The following is a 21,873-nucleotide window of genomic DNA, read 5'->3' as shown; positions in this document are numbered from 1 at the left end:
AGTAGCGCCGTCCGCCGAAGGCGGTGCCCACGGCGTCCGGCGCGTGCAGCTGCAAGGCGGAGTGCCGTCCTCGTAGTGGGCTACTCGGACGGTGCGACAACGCAGCAGATGTGCGTGCAGGGCGTCGCGGGCAAGGCGGGACTTTGACGACAGGCCCTAGTCTTCTGAGTCGGGAATTCCGTTCAGATGTGTAGGGTTGCCTGGTGGCGCGTATTGGGCGGCCGAAGGCCGAGTTGATTCTGTCGGAGGAGGAGCGGGCGGCACTGGAGGGGTGGGTGCGGCGCCGTTCCACGCCGCAGGCATGGGCCCGACTTACCCTGGGCAGATCAGCTTGACCCAGGAACCCTTAGTCAATCGGCGCACACGTTTCCCACGTGCGTATCGCTACTCATGCCTGCATTCTCACTCGCGAACCGTCCACAACTACCTTACGGTGCTGCTTCACCCGGCACACGACGCTCCCCTACCCATCACAACCCTCGTTAAAGGTAATGCTGCAATGACACGACTTCGGCGGTGTGCTTGAGCCCCGCTACATTATCGGCGCGGAATCACTTGACCAGTGAGCTATTACGCACTCTTTCAAGGATGGCTGCTTCTAAGCCAACCTCCTGGTTGGGAGCATGACGATGGAGTCCTTGCCGCCGGAGTAGAGGATCACCGGGCGTTCGAACTCCCCGGCGACCTCCCGGAAGACGTGCACCGCCTCCGACTCCAGCGCGTCCAGATGCGACAACGCGTACGGCTCCAGCGGCGTCGCCGCCGCGGCCTCCGCTTCCGGCTCCCGTTCCGGGCCGGTGCCGTCCGTCGTCCGGTCCGTGCCGCTCATGCCAGTCCCCTCTCAGCGAGCAGCGCGTACAGTGCGGCCGCCGACTCCTCGGCCGTACGGCCCTGGGTGTCGATCCGCAGGTCCGGGTCCTCGGGCAGCTCGTACGGGTCGTCCACGCCGGTCAGCCCCCGACCCACTGCGCCCCCTGACCCGGGAACACAAACACCGGACCACGCCCCGCACCGTCCTCCGGCACCGCACGCGACGGAGCAGCAGCCACCTCACCCAGACGCGCCACCAACGCATCCAGATCAGACCCCGCCACCACCGCACGATGCTCAAACACCGCACGCGAAGTCAGCAGCGAAAACCCAACCCCCGCCACATCCACACCACGCTCCGACACAAACACAGCCAACCGCTCCGCCTGCGCCCGCAACGCCTCCCCCGAACGCGCCGACAACACCCACGGAACCACCCCACCAGAAGCAGAGACCCCAACAGCCTCCACCCCCACCACCGGCGGCTCCTCAACAATCAAATGCGCATTCGTACCGCACGACGAAACCCTGGAGACCCGCCAGGTGCGCTACCGCACCGTCGGCGACATGTCCTGCACCGGCGCCGTCGACTCCGACGCCGACACCGTGGACAAGGTCATCACCGAAATCACCGCCTCCCGCCTGACCGAACGCGGCGCCACCCGCGCGGATGACAAACTCTCCGAAGCCGCCATGGAAGACCGCAAACGCGAGGGGTACTTCTGACCATGACCTCCACGAGCACCATCGACACGGGCGACGCCGCGCTGGCCGCGACTTCGCTGCTGCGTTTCGCCACGGCCGGGAGTGTGGACGACGGGAAGTCCACGCTCGTGGGCAGGCTGCTGCACGACTCCAAGTCGGTCCTCAGCGACCAGCTCGAAGCCGTCGAACGCGCCAGTCCCCTCTCAGCGAGCAGCGCGTACAGTGCGGCCGCCGACTCCTCGGCCGTACGGCCCTGGGTGTCGATCCGCAGGTCCGGGTCCTCGGGCAGCTCGTACGGGTCGTCCACGCCGGTCAGCCCGGACAGGTCGCCCGCGGCCTGCTTGGCGTACAGGCCCTTCACATCCCGCCGGGAGCAGACCTCCACCGGGGTGGCCACGTGCACCTCGAGGTAGCCGGTGCCCGCCTCCTGGTGCCGCTTGCGCACGGCCTCGCGGCTGTGCGCGTACGGCGCGATGACCGGCACCAGGGCCTTCACGCCGTGCGAGGCCAGCAGTTCGGCGACGAAGCCGATCCGCCGCACGTTGGTGTCCCGGTCCTCGGCGGAGAAGCCCAGCCCGGCGGAGAGGAACGTGCGGATCTCGTCCCCGTCCAGTTCAACCGCTCCCACCCGGAGGAGCAGACCTGCTTCGCCGGGCAGGAGCTGTTCGAGCAGGCCCTCGCCGCGCCGCCCACGACGGATCCCGAGTACCGGGCGATGCGCGCCGAGTTGAAGGACCTCTCCCGGCGTTCCATCGACGAGACGATGAACGAGCACCGGCTGGACGCCATCGCCTCACCGACGAACCCGCCCGCCTGGACGACCGACTGCGCGCGGGGCGACGACGACGTGATCCCGTCGTCCACGCCGGCGGCCGTGGCCGGGTACCCGTCGCTGTCGGTGCCGGCCGGGTTCGTGGACGAACTGCCCGTCGGCGTCCTGCTGATGGCGGGCGACCGGCAGGACGCGAAGCTACTGTCCCTGGGCGCGGCGGTGGAGCACCGCCTGGACGCCTGGCGGGCCCCGCGCTACCTCCCCTCGGAAGATCCAGGTGGGGCCGGTGGCCGTGGGTGGTGACGCGCCGGTGTCCGTGCAGTCGATGACGACGACGCAGACCGCGGATGTGGGTGCGACGTTGCAGCAGATCGCGGAGTTGACGGCGTCGGGCTGTCAGATCGTGCGGGTGGCGTGTCCGACGCAGGATGACGCGGACGCGCTGGCGACCATCGCGCGGAAGTCGCAGATTCCGGTGATCGCGGATATTCATTTCCAGCCGCGGTATGTGTTCGCGGCGATTGATGCCGGGTGTGCGGCGGTGCGGGTGAATCCGGGGAACATCAAGCAGTTCGACGACAAGGTGAAGGAGATCGCGGACGCGGCGTCGGCGGCGGGGACGCCGATCCGGATCGGGGTGAACGCGGGGTCGCTGGACAAGCGGCTGCTGCGGAAGTACGGGAAGGCGACTCCGGAGGCGCTGGTGGAGTCGGCGTTGTGGGAGTGCTCGCTGTTCGAGGAGCACGGACCTCGGCCAAGATCGTGGTGGCTGGTGGGTTCGGCGTGGGTAAGACGACCTTCGTCGGCGCGGTTTCGGAGATCAATCCGCTGCGTACCGAGGCTGTGATGACGTCGGCTTCGGCGGGGATCGATGATCTGACGCATACGGCGGACAAGACCACCACGACGGTGGCGATGGACTTCGGCCGGATCACGTTGGATCAGGATCTGATTCTGTATCTGTTCGGTACGCCGGGTCAGGACCGTTTCTGGTTCATGTGGGATGACTTGGTGCGGGGTGCCATCGGTGCGGTGGTGCTGGTGGATACGCGCCGGTTGGCGGACTGTTTTCCGGCGGTGGATTACTTCGAGAACAGTGGTCTGCCGTTCGTGATCGCGTTGAACGGTTTTGACGGGCATCAGCCGTATACGCCGGAGGAGGTGCGGGAGGCGTTGCAGATCGGGCCGGACGCGCCGATCATCACCACCGACGCCAGGCACCGCGCCGACGCCAAGAGCGTCCCGCGCCAGCCCCACCACCGCACGATGCGTGACCGCCACACCCTTGGGCACACCCGTCGAACCCGACGTGTACATCACATACGCCAACGCATCCGCCGACACCGCAGGCATCTCGACCAACGGCCTGGCGGACTCCACCGCCGCCGCCGTCTCCGCCGCATCCAGCACCACGAACGGACAGAAACCCCCCGGCAACCGCCCCGCACTCGCACGATCCGTCACCACCAACGCCGGCGACGCGTCAGTCAGCATGAACTCCAGCCGCTCCACCGGATACTCCGGATCCACCGGCACATACACACCCCCCGCCTTCACCACCGCCAGCAACACCGCGACCACATCCACCGACCGCGGCAACGCCACACCCACCACCGACTCCGGACCCACACCCCGCGACACCAACACCGCCGCAAGCCGGTCCGACCACGCCCCCAACTCCCCATACGTCAACGACGCCCCACCGCACACCACCGCCACCTCATCCGGCACCGCGGCCACCCGCGCACCGAACAACTCCGGGATTACGGCGACACCCGAACTCCCCACCGCGCCCTTCGTCGGCGGCGTCAGGTGTGTATAAGCGACAGTCCCCGGTGTCCGCTTCCGCCCTCCGCCCCGGCTGTGGTTGAGTTGAAAACGCAGCTGGTTCGCGCCGCCCGCCAGGCGGAGGCGACGACAAGAGGGAACCCGGTGCGATTCCGGGACTGCCCCGCAGCGGTGAGTGGGAACGAACGCCGTCACGTGCACTGGGTGCGAGACCTGGGAAGCGACGGCCAGTAGGCGCCGGACCCGTCCGGTGTGCCCGCGAGTCCGAAGACCTGCCACTGCCCGCGTACGACCCCGTACGCGGTGATCTCGGTGACCTCGAGGGCGGGTCGGCGGATGGGCGGGCACGGCGTTCCGTGTGCCGCTCCGGCTGCCGTCTCTCCCTCCTGACCGGTCCGCCGCGCCCGCCGCCGCAGCACCGCGGCGCACAGGGACCGGCGTGCCCGCACCGAGTCCGTTCCGCGACTCGCGAAGGAGAGTCTGTCCCTTACACAAATCGGACGCCGCCGACGAAGGTCTAGCGCAAGATCATGGCGACTCAGTGCGCACGGAGACGGTGGTGTGGGCGACTGTGGCGTGGCGGGCGAGGACGGCTTCGATCTCGCCGGGCTCGACACGGAAGCCACGGACCTTCACCTGGTCGTCGCTACGGCCCAGATACTCGACCGTTCCCTCTGCCCTCCAGCGGGCCAGGTCGCCGGTGCGGTACATCCGCTCACCCGGGCCGCCGAAGGGGTCGGCGACGAAACGCTCGGCGGTCAGCCCGGGTCGCTCGAGATAGCCGCGCGCGAGCTGCACACCCGCGAGATACAACTCCCCCGCCACGCCCGGCGGTACGGGACGCAGACCTGCATCGAGAACGTACAGACGCGTGTTCCACACCGGGCGGCCAATCGGCACCACCTCGGCACCGGGGCTGAGCTGGATGGCGGTGACGTCGACGGACGCCTCCGTCGGGCCGTAAAGGTTGTGCAGCTCAGCAGACAACAGGGTGTGACAGCGAGCGGCCAGCGAGGCGGACAGTGCCTCACCACTGCACAGCACACGCCGCAGACCCGTGCACCGGGCGACAGTCGACTCCTCCAGGAACAGCTGAAGCATCGACGGCACGAAATGCACCGTCGTCACAGCCCGTTCCCGGCTGATCTGGATGCGTTGGTGGCGCGTCTGGGTGAGGTGGCTGCTGCTCCGTCGCGTGCGGTGCCGGAGGACGGTGCGGGGCGTGGTCCGGTGTTTGTGTTCCCGGGTCAGGGGGCGCAGTGGGTCGGCATGGGGCGTGAACTCCTCGACAGCAGCCCCGTGTTCGCGGCGCGGTTCGCTGAGTGTGATGCGGCGCTGGCCCGGCATGTGGACTGGTCGCTGTCGGGTGTGTTGCGGGGTGTGGACGGTGCGCCTGGTTTTGACCGGGTGGATGTCGTGCAGCCGGTGCTGTGGGCGGTGATGGTGTCCCTCGCGGAGGTGTGGCGCTCTCACGGTGTGCAGCCTGCTGCTGTGGTGGGTCATTCGCAGGGTGAGATCGCCGCCGCGTGTGTGTCCGGTGCGCTGTCGCTGGAGGACGGTGCTCGTGTGGTGGCGTTGCGGAGCCAGGCCATTACGGCGCTGGCGGGTCGTGGCGGGATGGTGTCGGTCGCGCAGCCGCGTGCGGATGTGGATGGGCTGATCGCCGCGTGGGACGGCCGTATCTCGGTCGCCGCCGTCAACGGGCCGTCCGCGGTGGTCGTTTCCGGTGACGCGGACGCTCTGGATGAGCTCATGGTGACGTGTGAGCGGCGGGAGATCCGGGCGCGCCGTATCGAGGTGGACTACGCCTCCCACTCCGCTCACGTGGAGGAGATCCGCGAGGCGATCCTGACGGCTCTGGCGCCGTTGGAGCCCAGGACTCCTGTGGTGCCGTTCCCGTACGCGTTGTCGCATCTGGACGCGCTGGAGTCGGAGGCGGTGCACGTCTTCCGGGAGGTCGCCGGGGAGTTCGAACGCCCGGTGATCCTCTACTCCGGCGGCAAGGACTCCATCGTCATGCTCCACCTGGCACTCAAGGCCTTCGCCCCCGCACCACTGCCCTTCGCCCTGCTGCACGTGGACACCGGCCACAACTTCCCCGAAGTCCTCCACCACCGCGACCACACCGTCACCACCCACGGCCTGCGCCTCCACATCGCCCACGTCCAGGACTACATCGACGACGGACGCCTGCGCGAACGCCCCGACGGCACCCGCAACCCCCTCCAGACCGTCCCCCTGCTGGACGCCATCACCGGCAACCGCTTCGACGCCGTCTTCGGCGGCGGACGCCGCGACGAAGAGAAAGCCCGCGCCAAAGAACGCGTCTTCTCCCTCCGCGACGAATTCGGCGCCTGGAACCCCCGCCGCCAGCGCCCCGAACTCTGGCAGCTCTACAACGGCCGCCACTCGCCGGGCGAGCACGTCCGCGTCTTCCCGCTGTCCAACTGGACGGAGCTGGACGTGTGGCAGTACATCGCCCGCGAGAAAATCGAACTCCCCGCCATCTACTACGCCCACCAGCGCCCCGTCTTCCACCGCGCCGGCATGTGGCTCGCCCCCGGCGACTGGGGCGGCCCCACCGACGACGAAACCCTGGAGACCCGCCAGGTGCGCTACCGCACCGTCGGCGACATGTCCTGCACCGGCGCCGTCGACTCCGACGCCGACACCGTGGACAAGGTCATCACCGAAATCACCGCCTCCCGCCTCCGCGCAGAACGGGCGGGACGTACGGCGCGGGGCAAGGCCCGAACGGCGGTCGCGCTCGTACACGCGCGTGGCCGAACACGCGCGGGTGACCGTACAGCGGGCGTGCGTACGCGTGGCCGTACGACAGGCGCACATACAGCGCCCGACACAAGTCAACGGCACGTCGACGCAAACATACGCGGCACAGCCGACAACACCACGACCGACGGGCCCGGTTCCGCCAGCGCCGCAGCCAGATCTGCACACAACCGCGCGGGCCGGGTGCGGACCGCGGGGACGCCGAACGACTCGGCGAGGGCCGCGAAGTCCGGGCGTGCCAGCTCGGTGCCGGTGGCCGCGCCGAACGACTCGTTCATGTACTCCCGGAGGATGCCGTAGCCGCCGTCGTCGACGATGAGCCAGGTGACGGGGAGGGCGTGCTGGCGTGCGGTGGCGAGTTCGGCGAGGGAGTACATGGCACCGCCATCGCCGGAGACCGCCAGCACGGGACGGGGCGCGGCGGCATCAGCCGAACGCCCCCCGACCGCCGCCGACTCCGCCACCGCCGCACCGAGCGCCGCGGGAAACGCATAGCCGAGGCCGCCCGCCCCCTGCGCGGAGTGCATCGCTCCGGCGCGCGGGTCGAAACCGGACCAGGCCCAGTAGCCCAGGATCGTCATGTCCCAGAAGCTGGGCGCGTCGTCCGGCAGCGCAGCCCGCACTGCGGCCAGCAACTCCCGTTCCAGCGCCAGGTCCTGGGCCTGTCCCTTATACCCCTCTCCCGCCCCCCCCCTCCTGATAGGCTACGATCCAGTAGGGAGGGGCGTCACGCAAGAATCTTCACCGGACGGCTCGCCCTCGACACCCACCCCTGGCTCGCCGACCACGCCGTACTCGACACCGTCATCCTCCCCGGCACCGCCTACGTCGAACTCGCCCTCCACGCCGCCCACCACACCGGCTGCGACCGGATCGAAGACCTCACGCTCCAGGCACCGCTCGTACTGCCCGAACAGGGCGCCCTGGACTTTCAGGTCGTCACCGGACCGGTCAGCGACGCCGGATTCTGCGGCGTCACCATCCGTTCACGGCGCGCCAACGCCGACGGCGCACGCGAGGCGGCCTGGACGCAGCACGCCACGGGCAATCTGGGCCCGGCCGGCGAGCCGCAGCCGCAGCCCGCCGCGTACGAGGCGGCGTGGCCGCCCGCAGGTGCGCAGGCGGTCAGTACCGAGGGCCTGTACGAGCGCCTGAGCAGGTGCGGTCTCGACTACGGCCCTGCCTTCCAGGGCCTGCACACCGCCTGGCAGCACGGCGACACCCTCTACGCCGAAATCAGCCTCACCAACGACACCAACCCCACCCACTACACACTCCACCCCGCACTCCTCGACGCAGCCCTCCACACCCTCTTCCTCCACCCCGACCACCAACTCGACCCCACCAACTCCAACATCCCCCTCCCCTTCGCCTGGAACGGCGTCACCCACCACACCCCGACCAGCAACCAGCCCACTCACCACCTCCGCGTCCAACTCACCACCAGCACCCACCACACCGCCCTCCACCTCACCACCACCACAAACCAACCCCTCGCCACCATCACCAACCTCACCACCCGCACCATCACCCCCCAACAACTCCAGCAGGCCACCTGTTGCGGATCCGGATTGTGCGGTGCGGGATGTGGAGGTGCTGGCGGATTCCGAGCGGCGTGTGGTGGTGGGGGAGTGGAATGCCACCGGGCGTGTTGTTGAGGCGGTGACGTTGCCGGAGTTGTTCCGGGCGCAGGTGGCTCGTACGCCGGATGCGACTGCCGTGGTCTTCGAGGATCAGGTGGTGACGTACGCGGAGTTGGATGCGCGGGTGGAGCGTATGGCTCGGGTGCTGGCGGGGTCGGGTGTGGGTCCGGAGAGTGTGGTGGGGGTTGGGCTGTCGCGTTCGGTGGAGCTGGTGGTGGCGTTGCTGGCGGTGCACCGTGCGGGCGCGGCGTATGTGCCGGTGGATCCGGAGTATCCGGTGGAGCGTCGGGAGTGGATGCTGCGGGACGCGGGTGCGGTGTGCGTGCTGGACGGGGTGCTTCCGGCGGGGCCGGAGGGTGAACTGCCGGTGTTTTACGATCCGTTGAGTGCGGCGTATGTGATCTACACGTCCGGTTCGACGGGGACTCCGAAGGGTGTGGTGGTTCCGCATCGGGGGATTGTGAACCGGTTGCTGTGGATGCAGGACACCTACGGGCTGGACGCCGGGGATCGTGTGTTGCAGAAGACGCCGTCCAGTTTTGACGTGAGTGTGTGGGAGTTCTTCTGGCCGCTGATCACGGGTGCGGGTCTGGTGCTGGCGAAGCCGGAGGGCCACAAGGACCCGGCGTATCTGGCCGGGCTGATCCGGGAACGGGCTGTGACGACGGTGCATTTCGTGCCGTCGATGCTTCAGCTGTTCCTGGAGGAGTCGACTGTCGCCCGGTGCACGGGTCTGCGGCGTGTGCTGTGCAGTGGTGAGGCACTGTCCGCCGCGCTGAGTGAGACCGGGTTTACGCAGCCTGCGTTGTTCGCGTTCGAAGTCGCCCTGTTCCGGCTGGTGGAGTCTTGGGGTGTGCGTCCGGACTTCCTGGTGGGTCATTCCATTGGTGAGTTGGCGGCGGCGTATGTGGCGGGTGTGTGGTCGCTTGCGGATGCGTGTCGCTTGGTTGCTGCGCGTGGGCGGTTGATGCAGGCGCTTCCGTCCGGTGGCGGAATGGTGGCTGTGGAGGCGTCCGAGGGTGAGGTGCTGCCGCTGTTGGAGGGCCGTGCCGATCGGGTGTCGATTGCCGCTCTGAACGGGCCCTCTTCGACGGTGGTTTCCGGTGCCGAGGACGCGGTGGAGGAGATCGCGGGGTACTTCCGTTCGGAGGGTCGCCGTACGAGTCGTCTCTCTGTCAGCCATGCGTTTCATTCGCCGTTGATGGAGCCGATGCTGGCGGAGTTCCGTCGGGTGGCGGATTCGGTGTCCTATGGGGTTCCTTCCGCTGCTGTGGTGTCGAATCTGACGGGTGGGCTGGCCTCTGCGGAGGAGTTGTGTTCGCCGGAGTATTGGGTGCGGCATGTGCGTGAGGCGGTGCGCTTCGCGGACGGTGTGACCACGCTGGCGGAGCGCGGCGTGCAGCGGTTTGTGGAGATCGGCCCGGACGGCACGCTGACGGCGATGGCGCAGGCGTCGGCTCCGGCCGAGGCGGCCCTCGTGCCGCTGCTGCGGAAGGACCGTCCGGAAGCGGAGGCGTTGCTGACGGGTGTCGGCCGGCTGCATGTGGATGGTCTGTCGCCGGACTGGGGTGTGCTGTTCGCGGGTGCCCGTACGGTTGCGCTGCCCACGTACGCCTTCCAGCGGCAGCGTTTCTGGCTCCCATCGTGTTCCTGACGGCGTATTACGCGCTGGTGGATCTGGGTGGTGTGCGTCGGGAGGAGTCGGTGCTGGTGCATGCGGCTGCCGGTGGTGTGGGCATGGCTGCCGTGCAGTTGGCCCGTCATCTGGGTGCGGAGGTGTTCGGTACGGCGAGTCCGGGGAAGTGGGACACCCTCCGGGCGTCGGGTCTGGACGAGGCGCATATCGCGTCGTCGCGTGATCTGGAGTTCGAGGAGCGGTTCCTGGCGGCTACGGGTGGCCGTGGTGTGGATGTCGTGCTGGATTCGCTGGCGCGGGAGTTCGTGGACGCGTCGTTGCGGCTGCTGCCGCGTGGTGGCCGGTTCCTGGAGATGGGCAAGACCGATGTCCGGGAGCCGGAGAAGGTCGCCGCCGACCACGAAGGCGTCGCCTACCGCGCCTTCGACCTGTGGGAGGCCGGACACGACCGCATCGGCGAGATGCTCGGCGAACTCGTCGCCCTCTTCGAAGCGGGCGTCCTCCGCCCCCTCCCCGTCGCCACCTGGGACGTACGGCGCGCCCCGGAGGCGTTCCGCTTCCTGTCGCAGGCGCGGCACGTGGGCAAGGTCGTGCTGACCGTTCCGGCGCCGCTCGACCCGGCGGGCACGGTGCTCGTCACCGGCGGCACCGGGGGTCTGGGCGCGCTGGTGGCCCGCCACCTGGTCACCGAACGCGGCATGCGGCACCTCGTACTCGCCTCCCGGCGCGGCGAACAGACGCCGGGTGCGGCCGAGTTGGCGCAGGAGCTGCGTGCGGCGGGTGCGGAGGTCACCCTGGCGGCCTGCGACGCCGCTGACCGTGACGCGCTGAAGGGTCTGCTCGCGGGCATTCCCGCCGACCGTCCGCTGACGGGCGTCGTGCACACGGCGGGCGTTCTGGACGACGGCGTGATCGGCTCGCTGACCCCCGACCTAGATGAATGAGTCCGATGTTCTTAGTGGTCGTAGGCGATGAGAGATCGTTTGCTTCGGGCTCCGGTGGTCCAGTTGTGCCAGATGGCCGTGGCCAGGGCGAGGAGGCGTTGACCGGTGCGGGCGAAGACTCCGGCGGGGGTTCTGCCGCCGTGGTCTTCCAGACTGAGCTGGCCTTTGAGGGTGTCGAAGACGGCCTCGATCCACTGCCGGGAGCGGGCGAGACGGCCATGCCTGGCGGTTTCGTCCCGGCGGTCGGGACGGACGAGATGCACGCCGAGGTCCTCGGCGAGGAACGCCTCGAACTCCCGGCCGGCGAAGCCCTTGTCCGCGAGGATGACCTGTCCCGCGCGCATGAGGTGATGCTCGCGGGTCAGCAGGGCGGTCATGACCTCGCGCTCGCCGAGTTTCGGGTTGGCCAGGCACCAGGTGATGGGCATGCCCTCGGCGGTGGTGACCAGGTAGAGCCGCAGGCCCCAGAAGAAGCGGGAGTGGCTGCGGCAGAAGCCGTATCCGGCCCACCCGGCCAGGTCGGAGCGCTTGACCGTCTCCCGGGATGCGGCGCAGGGCACCGGCGTGGAGTCGATCAGCCGCAGATCGTCACTCCAGGTGGGAACCTGCCGGGCCAGAGCCTCGATGACCTGGGAGATCAGTGGTCCCGCCGCGTTCAACCGTTTGGTGTAGCCGGACTGTTGGGGCAGATACCGGAAGAGGTGCGGCAGCCGGGCGTGGGCGAAACGGAGCCAGTGCCGGGCCGAGGAGAAGCCGAGGAGGACTTGCGCCACCGCCAGGCACAACAGTTCCGCGTCCGTCAGTTTCGGGGGTCGCCCGATCCGGCGACAAGGAGCCACGTGGTCGTCGATGAACACGTACAGTGCCGCCAGAAGGGCGTCCAGGTTTGTCTTCACACACTGACCAACGGGCGCCCTTCGCCATGGTCGCGACCAGCACCGACATCGGACTCATTCATCTAGTAGGGCGGTGATAGACAAAGGCGAATGTAGGGTGTGACAATGATGGGGGCACTGATAGGATCGAGCAGGTGACCGAGGGTCCGAAGGAGAAAGAGGCGCACGCAGAAATAGATAAGGATTTGATCGTGACAGAGGATGGGACAGCTAATGGTTGTATTTTTTTTTTTTCAGCGCACGGCAGGCCCTCCGGGGTGACGGGGCGGTGACGGGGCGGGCGGGATACGGGCCCCCTACCCAACTCCCGCCGTCAGCCGGAGGACACGCGCGCGCTCGGCACGCCTCCGGCGCGCGTCCGGCACGCGCCCGTCCCTGGCGCCGGACCGCGAGGGGCGCGCGTACGCCGTGGCGCACAGGCGCGGCGACGGTCGTACGGGCGCGTGCCGCGCGCCGCCCGGACCCCGAGCGCCGCTTCACCCGTAACCGGGACGCCCCTCACCCGTCAGCGGGTCGTCGGCGCCGGGCGTCACCCGTAGCCGAGCGCGTGCAGCCGTTCGTCGTCCATGCCGAAGTGGTGGGCGATCTCGTGTACGACCGTCACCTCGACCTCCTCGACGACGAGTTCATGGTCGCCGCCCTCGGCGGCGACCATGCGGAGGGTCGGACCGCGGTAGATCGTGATCCGGTCCGGCAGCACCCCCGCGTACCACTCCCCGCGCTCGGTGAGCGGCGTCCCCTCGTAGAGGCCCAGCAGGTCGGGATCGTGGGCCGGCGGCTCCTCCTCGACGAACACCGCCACGTTGTCCATGAGCCTCGTCAGCTCGGGCGGGATCCGGTCAAGGGCCTGGGACACCAGTTCCTCGAACTCCTCGCGCGTCATCTCCAGCACCCGCCCATTGTCGGGTACGGAGCCCTGGCGGCGCACGGCCCCGGCCCTGTCTCTTATACAACTCTCTCTCTTCCCCCCCACGAAGAGGTGCCGCCCGCTGTGTCCTGACTACTAGTTGAACAACTCCGGCAACGTCACCGCCTCAACAACACGCCCGGTGGCATTCCACTCCCCCACCACCACACGCCGCTCGGAATCCGCCAGCACCTCCACATCCCGCACCGCACAATCCGGATCCGCAACAGCCCCCTCCAACAACCGCACCAGCCACCCCGCAAACCGCTCCGCCGTACCCTCGTCACACAGGTCGGCGGCGTACTCCAGGAGCAGCACCAGACGGTCGCGGCCCGCCTCGTCCACGAAGGTGAAGTGGAGGTCGAACTTGGCCATTCCGGTGTCCATGTCGAACCACTCGGTGGCCATGCCGAGTACGTCCGGGTCGCCGTCGGGGCGGTAGTGGTAGCCGAGCATGACCTGGAACAGCGGGTTGCGGCCGGCCAGGCGGGGCGGGTTGAGGGCCTCCACGACCTGGTCGAAGGGCAGGTCCTGGTGCTCGAACGCCGCCAGCGCCGATTCGCGTACGCGGGCGAGGAGTTCGCGGAAGGTGGGGTCGCCGGTCAGGTCGGTGCGCAGGACGAGGGTGTTGACGAAGAACCCGACGAGTTCGCCGAGCGCGTCGTCCGTACGGCCCGCGATGGGGGCGCCGAGCGGGATGTCCTCGCCCGCCCCGAGCCGGTGCAGCAGGCTCGCGGTGGCGGCCTGGAACAGCATGAACATGCTGGTTCCGGTCTCCGTGGACAGGTCGCGCAGCGCCTGTCCGGTGGCGGCGGGCAGCTCCAGGAGCACCTTGCCGCTGCGGCCCGGCGCGTCGGCGGTGTGCGTGCGGGTTGGCGCCGTGCTCGCCGGGGTCGGCGTCGAGCGGGTTTACGTGGGGAGGATGGCGGTGGGCGCGGTGCCGAGACCCGAACGCGGCCGGCTGGTAGGGGTGCGCGGCGTGGCGGAGGCGGAGGCCCGAGGCCGGAGGGGGGCGGAGGGGACGCGGGAGGAGCGGCGGGCGGTGGCAGACGTGGTGATCGACAACGACGGCCCGCTGGAGGGGCTGGCACCGCAGGTGCGCAAGATCTGGCACGGGCTGCGGGGTGCCGGGGGCCGGTCTTGATCACGGCGAAGACCTCCGGTGTGGTGGAGGTGTCTAGGCTTCACCGCACACGGAGGTCTTCGTGTCCCACCGTAATGCCCGGCTGACCGTTCACGGCAGGAGGATCCTGGTCGAACGCGTCCTGTCCGGTCGCCCGGTCGCGCATGTCGCTGCGGAAATGGGCATATCCCGGCCCACGGCCCACAAGTGGGTCCGTCGCTGGCATTCCGAGGGCGATGCCGGCCTCGCTGACCGTTCCAGCCGGCCCCGCACGACCCCGCACCGGACGTCGGCCGCCATCGAAAGCCGTGTCTGCCGGCTGCGGACCGAACGCAAACTCGGTCCGGCACGCATCGGCCCGATCCTGGGCCTTCCCGCCTCGACCGTGCACCGCATCCTTCTCCGGCACGGCCTGAACCGACTGGCCTGGCTCGACCGGCCCACCGGCGAACCGATCCGCCGCTACGAACGGGCCAGGCCAGGAGAGCTGATCCACATCGACATCAAGAAGCTCGGCAACATCCCCGACGGCGGCGGCTGGCGAACCCTCGGCCGCACGGCCGGTGACCGCAACCGCCAGGCCACCACCACCAAGCGCAAGAGCTCCACCCCGGTGATCGGCTACAGCTACATCCACTCCGCCGTCGACGACCACTCCCGCCTGGCCTACAGCGAAGTCCTGCCCGACGAACGACAGCACACTGCCATCGCCTTCTGGCAGCGCGCGAACGCCTTCTTCACCGCTCACGGCATCACCGTCGAACGCGTACTGACCGACAACGGCGCCTGCTACAAATCCAAGCTGTTCACCCAGACCCTCACCGCGGCCGGCATCACCCACAAGAAGATCCGGCCCTACCGTCCCCAGACAAACGGCAAGGTCGAACGCTTCAACCGCACCCTCCTCGACGAATGGGCCTACCCGCGGCCCTACACCTCGAACACCGAGCGAACCGCAGCCCTGGCAAACTTCCTCCACACCTACAACCACCACCGCTGCCACACCGCACTCGACGGACACCCGCCCATCACCCGCGTCAACAACCCTGCGGGTCAATACAGTTCGGGGGTGAGGTTGGTGAGGGTGGTGTCGTCGAGGACGCCGGCGGTGTGGAAGACGGCGGTGAGGGGGTGTGCGTCCGGGACCGTGTCCAGGAGGCTGGCCAACGCGTCCCGGTCTGCCGTGTCACATGCGGTGATCGTGACGCTGGCGCCCAACGCCTGCAGTTCGGCGTGTAGTTCGGTGGCTCCGGGTGCGTTGGGTCCGCTGCGGCTGGTCAGCAGCAGGTGGCGGGCGCCGTACTCCCGTACGAGATGGCGGGCAAGCAGGCTGCCGAGGGTGCCGGTGGCTCCGGTGACCAGTACGGTGCCGTCCGGGTCCAGAGCCGGGGCCTCGCCCCGCTCGTCGGCGGATACGCGCGTCAGACGCGGCGTGTAGGGGGAGCCGTCACGCAGGGCGAGTTGAGTCTCCCCGGCGTCGGTGGCGGCGGCCAGCGCGGTGGACAGGGCGTCCCACGAAGCCGACTGGTCGTCGAGGTCCACCAGGAGCAGCCGGTCCGGGTGCTCGTTCTGCGCGCTGCGGACCAGGCCCCATACGGCGGCGCCTGCCAGGTCCCGTACGTCTCCCTCGTCCGATGTGGCCACCGCACCGCGCGTCACCACCACCAGCCGCGAGTCGGCGAACTCCTCGTGCGCCAGCCACTCCTGCACCAGGGTCAGGGCGCGTTCTGCCGTGCCGTGGACGGCCGAGGGGACCGGCATCGCGGCATCTGCTTCGGCGGCGGAGCAGCGGACGAGCACGGTCGCCGGTGCCTGCCCCTGCTCCTGCGCGGCGACGTCCTCGCGGAGCGCGTCCAGGTCGGCGTACGTGCGCTCGGCCCCCGGCTCCTCCCCGTACCAGCCGCCCGCCGTCCCGCCGCCCAACTCGGTGTCCAGCAGCGCCCACGGCGCGAGATGAGGCGCGTGCGCCGGACTCGTGAGCGGCGTCCAACGGAGGACGTGCGCGGGGACGGCGTTCTCGGTGGCCTGCTGGAGTTGTTGGGGGGTGATGGTGCGGGTGGTGAGGTTGGTGATGGTGGCGAGGGGTTGGTTTGTGGTGGTGGTGAGGTGGAGGGCGGTGTGGTGGGTGCTGGTGGTGAGTTGGACGGTTCAGATGTGTAGGGTTGCCTGGTGGCGCGTATTGGGCGGCCGAAGGCCGAGTTGATTCTGTCGGAGGAGGAGCGGGCGGCACTGGAGGGGTGGGTGCGGCGCCGTTCCACGCCGCAGGCATGGGCTCTGCGGTGCCGGATCGTCCTGGAGTGCGCTACCGGCGCGACGAACAAGGATGTTGCGGCGCGGTTGGGTGCGACACCGCATGCGGTGGGCCGGTGGCGGGCGCGGTTTGTCGAGCACCGGATCGCCGGGCTGGGTGACATGCCGCGCCCGGGTGGTCCCCGGACGGTCACGGACGAGCAGGTCGCCGCAGTGGTTCAGCGGACACTGGAGAGCACGCCGAAGAACGCTACGCACTGGTCGACGCGGGCGATGGCGCGCGAGATGGGCCTGTCACAGTCGGCCGTCTCGCGGATCTGGCGCGCCTTCGGCCTCCAGCCGCACCGCACGGAGTCCTTCAAGCTGTCGACGGACCCGTACTTCATCGACAAGGTGCACGACGTGGTCGGCCTGTATCTGGACCCGCCCGAGCGGGCGTTGGTGTTCTGCGTGGATGAGAAGTCGCAGATCCAGGCCCTGGATCGCTCCCAGCCGGTGTTGCCGATGATGCCGGGTGTCCCGCAGCGGGTCACCCACGACTATGTGCGCGCGGGCACGACCACCCTGTTCGCCGCGCTGGAGGTGGCCACCGGCAAGGTGATCGGTTCTCTCCACCGCCGGCACCGGGCCGAGGAGTTCAGGAAGTTCCTGATCAAGCTGGAAAAGGAGATCCCCGCGGGGCTTGAGGTGCACCTGGTGCTGGATAACTACGCCACCCACAAGACACCGGCGATCAAGACCTGGCTGCTGGCCCATCCCCGCTTCCACCTGCATTTCACGCCCACCGGGTCGTCCTGGCTGAACCTGGTGGAGCGCTGGTTCGCCGAGCTGACGAACAAACAGATACGGCGCGGCGTCCACAAGACCGTCCACGCCCTGGAGAAAGACATCCGTGCCTGGATCACCGCATGGAACACCGACCCCAAGCCCTACGTGTGGACCAAGACCGCAGACGAGATCCTCGAACGCCTCGCCAGCTATCTGAACAGAATTCCCGACTCAGAAGACTAGTTATGTTCTGTTTAGCTGCTCCCCACACCGCCTGGGCATACACCTAAGCGCTCCGCCGGGACCGCCGTAGGTGTTTAGGGCCGGCCCCCCGGCCCACGGCCCGGTCCCCCCGCCCTGGCGCCCGCCGCGCACGACGGCCAACCGCCCCCCTCCCGCCGCGACGGCGGCCAGCCACGACGCCGCGGGTCCGGCGGAATTCGCGACGGCCTGTGGCGCCTGTGCGCGACGGCGGTCAGGGGGGGCGCGGCGGGGAACCGCCACGCCCCTCCCGCCGCGACGGCGATCGGCCACGACACGCCGGGTCCGGCGGAATCCGCGGCGGCCGCAGCCGCAACGTACGGCTACACAGGATCCGCAGGATGCGGCGCCAGCAGCGGCAGTTGGGAGGAGAGGCGCTCCGCGCACAGTTCGGCGAGGCGCTCGTAGCCCGCGGGGCCCATCAGTTCGATGAGTTCCGGGCGGTATGACTCGTACACCGCCTTGCCCGCGCCGTGTGCCGACGGCGCAGACGTGCACCACCAGTGCAGGTCGTGGCCGCCGGAGCCCCAGCCGCGGCGGTCGTACTCGCCGATGGAGACGTAGAGCAGCTGCTCGCCGTCCGGCAGTTCCACCCACTCGAAGGTGCGCCGGATCGGCAGCTGCCAGCAGACGTCGGGCTTGGTCTCCAGGGGCTCGCGCCCTTCGCGCAGGGCGAGGGTGTGGAGGGCGCAGCCCGTGCCGCCGGGGAAGCCGGGGCGGTTGTGGAAGATGCAGGCGCCCTTCCAGCGGCGGGTCTGGCGTTCGCCGTCGTCGTCGAGCTGGGTCCAGCCGGACTTGGTGCCGACGTCGTGGAACTGCCAGGTCTCCGGCGTCAGCCGGGCCGCGTGTTCGGCGACGCGGCGTTCGTCGTCCTCGTCGGAGAAGTGCGCGCCCAGCGTGCAGCAGCCATCCGTGTCGCGGCCTTCCTGGATGCCCTGGCAGCCGCGTCCGAAGATGCAGTTCCACTTGGAGGTCAGCCAGGTCAGGTCGCAGCGGAAGACCTGTTCGGGGTCGGCCGGGTCGGGGAACTCCACCCAGGCGCGGGCGAAGTCCAGCCCGGTCTCCTCGGCGCGCGGCCCCGCCTGAGCCCCAGGCCCCGCGGACCCCCCGGGCTGAGGACGGTGTGTCAGGGCTACGTGGAGCTCTCAGTAAGTAAGTGTACGGCGACCATCAGGATCTACACAGAGGCCTTCAGCGGCATCGTCAGCAGTGTAGAAGCGACAGCGGGGGAACCGGGGGAGGCGGGGAAGTCCGGGGAAGCGTCCCGTACGGATTCGGGTACGGACTCCGACACCGCTTCCGGTTCCGGCGCTGCTTCCGGTTCTGGTTCCGGTTCCGATCCGGGGTCCGCTTCCGCCCCGCCCCCCGCCGCGGCCGAGCCGATCGACCTGCTGCGCACCGCCGGCACCCCGGTGCTCAAGCGCGCCGCGGCGGCGGTGGCCGCGGTGGTGGCCGTCGGCGTCGTGTTCTCGCGCCTGCGCCGGATGCGCCGCCGCAGCTGACGACGTCGCTGCCACCGGGTGCGGCCCGGTGGTGGGCCGGGGTTCGTCCTCAATCGCCGGACGGGCTTGATTTGGCGGGTGTTCGACCTTGCCTGCGGCGGTACTGGCAGTTGTGCGCCGCTACTACGTTCTGGCTGTCGCGCGACTGCGGTCGAAGTGTCGCTGCAACGGGTTCGTTCCAGCCCGTGTGCACGGCTGTTGGGTTACCGCCGCTGCGACTGCCGTCAGCGCGTCACCGTCATGAGCCCAATCCAGCCGGTCCGGCGATTGAGGACGGCCCTCCGCCACGGCGAAAGGCGCACCGTGCCACGGGGCTGTCGGCCCGCTGACGGACAGCGGTCGTCCAGCCACGCGGACGCCGTACGGACACCCGAGGTTGGCCGGAACGCCACCGGCAAGGGGTTGCCGCGGGCATGCGCGGGCTGAAGAATCGCCCCCGTGACATCGTTGTCGCATCCGGTGCGTATCTCCCGTACGGGCCGGGCGACTCAGGGGGCGGAGCGCACCGACTCCGCACGATCCGCGGAAGGTTGGTGCGTGATGCGCGCAGACTTCGGGGCAAGAGCCGGCGCAAGATCCCACAGGACGGCACAGGCGTGGCGGCGAACGCGCCGCGCCGCCACCGTTGTCGCCGTCCCCGCTCTCACCCTGGCCGTGGCCGTCGTCCCCACGGCCTCCGCCGCCCCCGGCGCACAGGCCGCGCCCACCGCACCGGCCGCGCCGGCAAGCAGCGCCCCCACCCCGGACGCGAAAGACCGCTTTACTTATTTATTGTTTAATGCTCCGACGACAGCGAGGACCACACCTCAGCCGTTCGTCGGCACAGTCAGCGGTGTATAAGGGACAGGGCGGGGACGCCGGGGGGAGTGAGCCCGTCCGCTGGCGTACGGCGATGGAGCGGGCGCTCTACGGGCCGCGCGGCTTCTTCGTACGCGAGGAGCCCGGGGCCCACTTCCGTACGTCCGTGCACGCCTCACAGCTGTTCGCGCAGGCCGTCGCCCGGCTGGCGGCCCGCGTGGACGCCGCGCTCGGCCGGCCCGCCGAACTGGCGCTGCTGGACGTGGGCGCGGGCCGCGGTGAGTTGCACACGGGGGTGCTCGACGCGGTGGACGAACCCCTCGCGCGCCGTCTGCGCCCGTACGCGGTCGAGCGCGCCCCCCGGCCGCCCGCGCTCGACGCCCGCGTCGAGTGGCGGGACGCGCTGCCAGCGGCCGGCTCGGTGACCGGCCTGGTGTTCGCCAACGAGTGGCTCGACAACGTGCCGCTCGACGTCGCCGAGGTGGACGACGCGGGCGTCCCCCGCTACGTCCTCGTGGACCCCGCCGGCCGCGAACGGCTCGGACCGCCCGTCGACGGCGCGGACGCCGAGTGGCTGGAGCGCTGGTGGCCGCTGGACCCCGAACCCGGACTGCGCGCGGAGATCGGCCGCCCTCGGGACGCCGCGTGGGCGGCGGCAGCGGGCACGCTGGCGCGCGGCCTCGCCGTCGCCGTCGACTACGCGCACACGCGCGACGCCCGGCCGTCCTTCGGCACCCTTACCGGCTACCTCGACGGACGCGAGGTACGCGCCGTCCCCGACGGCACCCGCGACCTCACCGCGCACGTCGCGCTGGACGCGTGCGCCGCCGCCGGCGCGCACGCGGGGCGCGGCGGCACGCCGCACACCCAGCGTGCGGCGCTGCACGCCCTCGGCGTGCACGGCGGCCGCCCTCCGCTGTCCTGGGCGTCCACGGACGCTGCGGCGTACGTACGCGCACTGCGCACGGCGGGCGAGGCCGCCGAACTGACCGACCCGGCCGGCCTGGGCGCCTTCACCTGGCTGGTGTGCCCGGTGGGAATGGGCGACCCCTTCGCCTGAGCCGTACGCACTCCCGCACTCGTACGCCACCCGCCCCCGTACGCGCCAGGCCCGCGTACGCGCCGGGCCCCCGTACGCGCCGGGCCAAGGTGTTGGCGGCGGCGTAGTTGGCTTGTCCGGGGTTGCCGAGGGTGCCTGCGATGGAGGAGTAGAGGACGAAGGCGGTGAGGTTCTTGTCCTGGGTGAGGGTGTGGAGGTGCCAGGCGGCGTCGACCTTCGGACGCAGGACGGGGTGGAGGCGTTCGGGGGTGAGGCTGGTGAGGGTGGTGTCGTCGAGGACGCCGGCGGTGTGGAAGACGGCGGTGAGGGGGTGCTCGTCCGGGATCGCGTCGAGTACCTGGGCGAGGGCGTCGCGGTCGGCGGTGTCGCAGGCGGTGATCGTGACGTGGGCGCCCAACGCCTCCAGTTCGGCGTGTAGTTCGGTGGCGCCGGGTGCGTTGGGTCCGCTGCGGCTGGCCAGCAGGAGGTGGCGGGCGCCGTGTACCCGTACGAGGTGGCGGGTGAGGTGGGTGCCGAGGGTGCCGGTGGCTCCGGTGACCAGTACGGTGCCGTCCGGGTCCAGGGCCGGGGTTTCGCCTACGGTGCCGTCCGGGTTCAGGGCCGGGGTTTCGCCGCTTTCGTGAGCCGGGCGGACGAGGCGGGGGGTGTGGGCTGCGCCGTCCCGCAGGGCGAGTTGGTTCTCGCCGGTACCAACAGCCGAGCGGAGCGCGTGCCATGAGGCGTCCGTGCCGTCTGTGTCGATGAGCAGCAGTCGGTCGGGGTTCTCGTTCTGGGCGGTGCGGATCAGGCCCCATACGGCGGCTGCCGCGAGGTCTCGTACGTCCTCTTCGGGCCTGGTGGCGACCGCGCCCTGGGTGAGGATCACCAGGCGGGTGTCGGCAAGCTGTTCCGCCGTGAGGTAGTCCTGCACTGTGCGCAGGACGTGTTCGGTTACGGCGTGTGCGGCCTCGTGCGGGGCGTCATCCGGCTCGTTGAGGCAGGGCAGGAGCAGCACTTCCGGGGCGTCTGTCACGGAATTGATGTCCGTACGGTGTGCGAAGCCGTGGCCGTCCTCTCCCAGCACCATCCACCCCGAGGTGTCAGAGGCGCCGGTCTGCGGGAGCGCGTACGGCTCCCACGCCAGCTGGAACAACGCGTTCCGGTGCGAGGTGGCCTGCTGGAGTTGTTGGGGGGTGATGGTGCGGGTGGTGAGGTTGGTGATGGTGGCGAGGGGTTGGTTT

The 21,873-nt window shown here is 69.7% G+C and carries 8 protein-coding genes, 1 rRNA gene, 17 pseudogenes and 1 riboswitch; of the genes and pseudogenes, 13 read left to right on the top strand and 13 right to left on the bottom strand.

Going from position 1 to position 21,873, the window contains the following annotated elements; genetic code table 11:
* The 3 genes and pseudogenes from DVA86_RS35070 to DVA86_RS36425 form a co-directional block, all read right to left on the bottom strand.
* Positions 1-771 (bottom strand): 23S ribosomal RNA (locus DVA86_RS35070); the annotation flags it as partial.
* A 54-nt stretch (positions 772-825) separates the two neighbouring features.
* Positions 826-957: pseudogene (locus tag DVA86_RS34920) on the bottom strand (adenylyl-sulfate kinase); the annotation flags it as partial.
* Positions 951-1,235, bottom strand: coding sequence for a CurL C-terminal domain-containing protein (locus DVA86_RS36425; protein ID WP_425471019.1), 285 nt, complete (start codon positions 1,233-1,235; stop codon positions 951-953). The gene DVA86_RS36425 and the pseudogene DVA86_RS34920, both read right to left, overlap by 7 nt.
* Positions 1,236-1,332: 97 nt before the next feature.
* Between DVA86_RS36425 and DVA86_RS34915 the strand changes: the two are divergent.
* Positions 1,333-1,536 (top strand): annotated as a pseudogene (locus DVA86_RS34915) (sulfate adenylyltransferase subunit CysD); the annotation flags it as partial.
* 2 nt (positions 1,537-1,538) lie between these two features.
* A pseudogene (locus tag DVA86_RS36420) lies at positions 1,539-1,766 on the top strand (hypothetical protein); the annotation flags it as partial.
* Here the strand turns inward: DVA86_RS36420 and cysC are convergent.
* Positions 1,706-2,128, bottom strand: a pseudogene (gene cysC, locus DVA86_RS34905) (adenylyl-sulfate kinase); the annotation flags it as partial. The pseudogenes DVA86_RS36420 and cysC sit on opposite strands and share 61 nt — an antisense overlap.
* Between cysC and DVA86_RS34900 the strand changes: the two are divergent.
* The 3 pseudogenes from DVA86_RS34900 to DVA86_RS34890 all read left to right on the top strand — a co-directional run.
* A pseudogene (locus DVA86_RS34900) lies at positions 2,123-2,590 on the top strand (amidase family protein); the annotation flags it as partial. The pseudogenes cysC and DVA86_RS34900 sit on opposite strands and share 6 nt — an antisense overlap.
* Positions 2,559-3,041, top strand: a pseudogene (locus tag DVA86_RS34895) (flavodoxin-dependent (E)-4-hydroxy-3-methylbut-2-enyl-diphosphate synthase); the annotation flags it as partial. The pseudogenes DVA86_RS34900 and DVA86_RS34895, both read left to right, overlap by 32 nt.
* Positions 3,005-3,526: pseudogene (locus DVA86_RS34890) on the top strand (GTP-binding protein); the annotation flags it as partial. The pseudogenes DVA86_RS34895 and DVA86_RS34890, both read left to right, overlap by 37 nt.
* A 57-nt stretch (positions 3,527-3,583) precedes the next feature.
* Here DVA86_RS34890 and DVA86_RS35885 read toward each other — a convergent pair.
* Positions 3,584-3,997 (bottom strand): annotated as a pseudogene (locus DVA86_RS35885) (AMP-binding protein); the annotation flags it as partial.
* A gap of 157 nt (positions 3,998-4,154) precedes the next feature.
* Positions 4,155-4,369, top strand: a riboswitch (cobalamin riboswitch).
* A gap of 243 nt (positions 4,370-4,612) precedes the next feature.
* Positions 4,613-5,215 (bottom strand): annotated as a pseudogene (locus DVA86_RS34885) (AMP-binding protein); the annotation flags it as partial.
* Here DVA86_RS34885 and cysD point away from each other — a divergent pair.
* A pseudogene (cysD, locus tag DVA86_RS36065) lies at positions 5,189-6,907 on the top strand (sulfate adenylyltransferase subunit CysD); the annotation flags it as partial. The pseudogenes DVA86_RS34885 and cysD overlap by 27 nt on opposite strands.
* A 32-nt stretch (positions 6,908-6,939) precedes the next feature.
* Here the strand turns inward: cysD and DVA86_RS34875 are convergent.
* Positions 6,940-7,527 (bottom strand): annotated as a pseudogene (locus DVA86_RS34875) (thiamine pyrophosphate-dependent enzyme); the annotation flags it as partial.
* Between DVA86_RS34875 and DVA86_RS35875 the strand changes: the two are divergent.
* The 3 genes and pseudogenes from DVA86_RS35875 to DVA86_RS36410 form a co-directional block, all read left to right on the top strand.
* On the top strand, positions 7,522-8,523 hold the full coding sequence (locus tag DVA86_RS35875) for a polyketide synthase dehydratase domain-containing protein (RefSeq protein ID WP_245997835.1): 1,002 nt from the start codon (positions 7,522-7,524) through the stop codon (positions 8,521-8,523). The pseudogene DVA86_RS34875 and the gene DVA86_RS35875 sit on opposite strands and share 6 nt — an antisense overlap.
* Positions 8,453-10,162, top strand: a pseudogene (locus tag DVA86_RS36415) (AMP-binding protein); the annotation flags it as partial. The gene DVA86_RS35875 and the pseudogene DVA86_RS36415, both read left to right, overlap by 71 nt.
* A gap of 50 nt (positions 10,163-10,212) precedes the next feature.
* Positions 10,213-11,076: pseudogene (locus tag DVA86_RS36410) on the top strand (SDR family NAD(P)-dependent oxidoreductase); the annotation flags it as partial.
* A gap of 23 nt (positions 11,077-11,099) precedes the next feature.
* Here DVA86_RS36410 and DVA86_RS34860 read toward each other — a convergent pair.
* The 3 genes and pseudogenes from DVA86_RS34860 to DVA86_RS34850 all read right to left on the bottom strand — a co-directional run.
* Positions 11,100-11,984, bottom strand: coding sequence for an IS982 family transposase (locus tag DVA86_RS34860; RefSeq protein WP_208884234.1), 885 nt, complete (start codon positions 11,982-11,984; stop codon positions 11,100-11,102).
* A gap of 529 nt (positions 11,985-12,513) precedes the next feature.
* Positions 12,514-12,876 carry a metallopeptidase family protein gene (locus DVA86_RS34855; RefSeq protein WP_208884233.1) on the bottom strand — a complete coding sequence of 121 codons (363 nt, stop codon included), beginning with the start codon at positions 12,874-12,876 and terminating at the stop codon, positions 12,514-12,516.
* 117 nt (positions 12,877-12,993) lie between these two features.
* Positions 12,994-13,743, bottom strand: a pseudogene (locus tag DVA86_RS34850) (condensation domain-containing protein); the annotation flags it as partial.
* A gap of 353 nt (positions 13,744-14,096) precedes the next feature.
* On the opposite strand from DVA86_RS34850, the pseudogene DVA86_RS34845 reads away from it, so the two are divergent.
* Positions 14,097-15,077 (top strand): annotated as a pseudogene (locus DVA86_RS34845) (IS481 family transposase); the annotation flags it as partial.
* On the opposite strand, the pseudogene DVA86_RS34840 reads toward DVA86_RS34845, so the two are convergent.
* Positions 15,077-15,763, bottom strand: a pseudogene (locus tag DVA86_RS34840) (beta-ketoacyl reductase); the annotation flags it as partial. The pseudogenes DVA86_RS34845 and DVA86_RS34840 overlap by 1 nt on opposite strands.
* Positions 15,764-16,192: 429 nt before the next feature.
* On the opposite strand from DVA86_RS34840, the gene DVA86_RS34835 reads away from it, so the two are divergent.
* The gene (locus tag DVA86_RS34835; RefSeq protein ID WP_425471018.1) at positions 16,193-17,275 is read left to right on the top strand and encodes an IS630 family transposase; all 1,083 of its coding nucleotides are present in this window, start codon (positions 16,193-16,195) and stop codon (positions 17,273-17,275) included.
* 341 nt (positions 17,276-17,616) lie between these two features.
* Here DVA86_RS34835 and DVA86_RS34830 read toward each other — a convergent pair whose 3' ends face one another.
* On the bottom strand, positions 17,617-18,423 hold the full coding sequence (locus DVA86_RS34830) for a DUF3109 family protein (protein ID WP_245997834.1): 807 nt from the start codon (positions 18,421-18,423) through the stop codon (positions 17,617-17,619).
* Between the two features lie 6 nt (positions 18,424-18,429).
* On the opposite strand from DVA86_RS34830, the gene DVA86_RS35870 reads away from it, so the two are divergent.
* Complete coding sequence (locus DVA86_RS35870) at positions 18,430-18,795, top strand: hypothetical protein (RefSeq protein ID WP_245997501.1); 366 nt, start codon at positions 18,430-18,432, stop codon at positions 18,793-18,795.
* 892 nt (positions 18,796-19,687) lie between these two features.
* Complete coding sequence (locus DVA86_RS34820; RefSeq protein ID WP_245997833.1) at positions 19,688-20,653, top strand: SAM-dependent methyltransferase; 966 nt, start codon at positions 19,688-19,690, stop codon at positions 20,651-20,653.
* A gap of 88 nt (positions 20,654-20,741) precedes the next feature.
* Here the strand turns inward: DVA86_RS34820 and DVA86_RS34815 are convergent.
* Positions 20,742-21,719, bottom strand: a pseudogene (locus tag DVA86_RS34815) (beta-ketoacyl reductase); the annotation flags it as partial.
* Between the last annotated feature and the right edge of the window lie 154 nt (positions 21,720-21,873).

The sequence above is a fragment of the Streptomyces armeniacus genome (assembly GCF_003355155.1).
Taxonomy (GTDB): domain Bacteria; phylum Actinomycetota; class Actinomycetes; order Streptomycetales; family Streptomycetaceae; genus Streptomyces; species Streptomyces armeniacus.
This window is presented reverse-complemented; position numbering and strand designations above follow the sequence as displayed.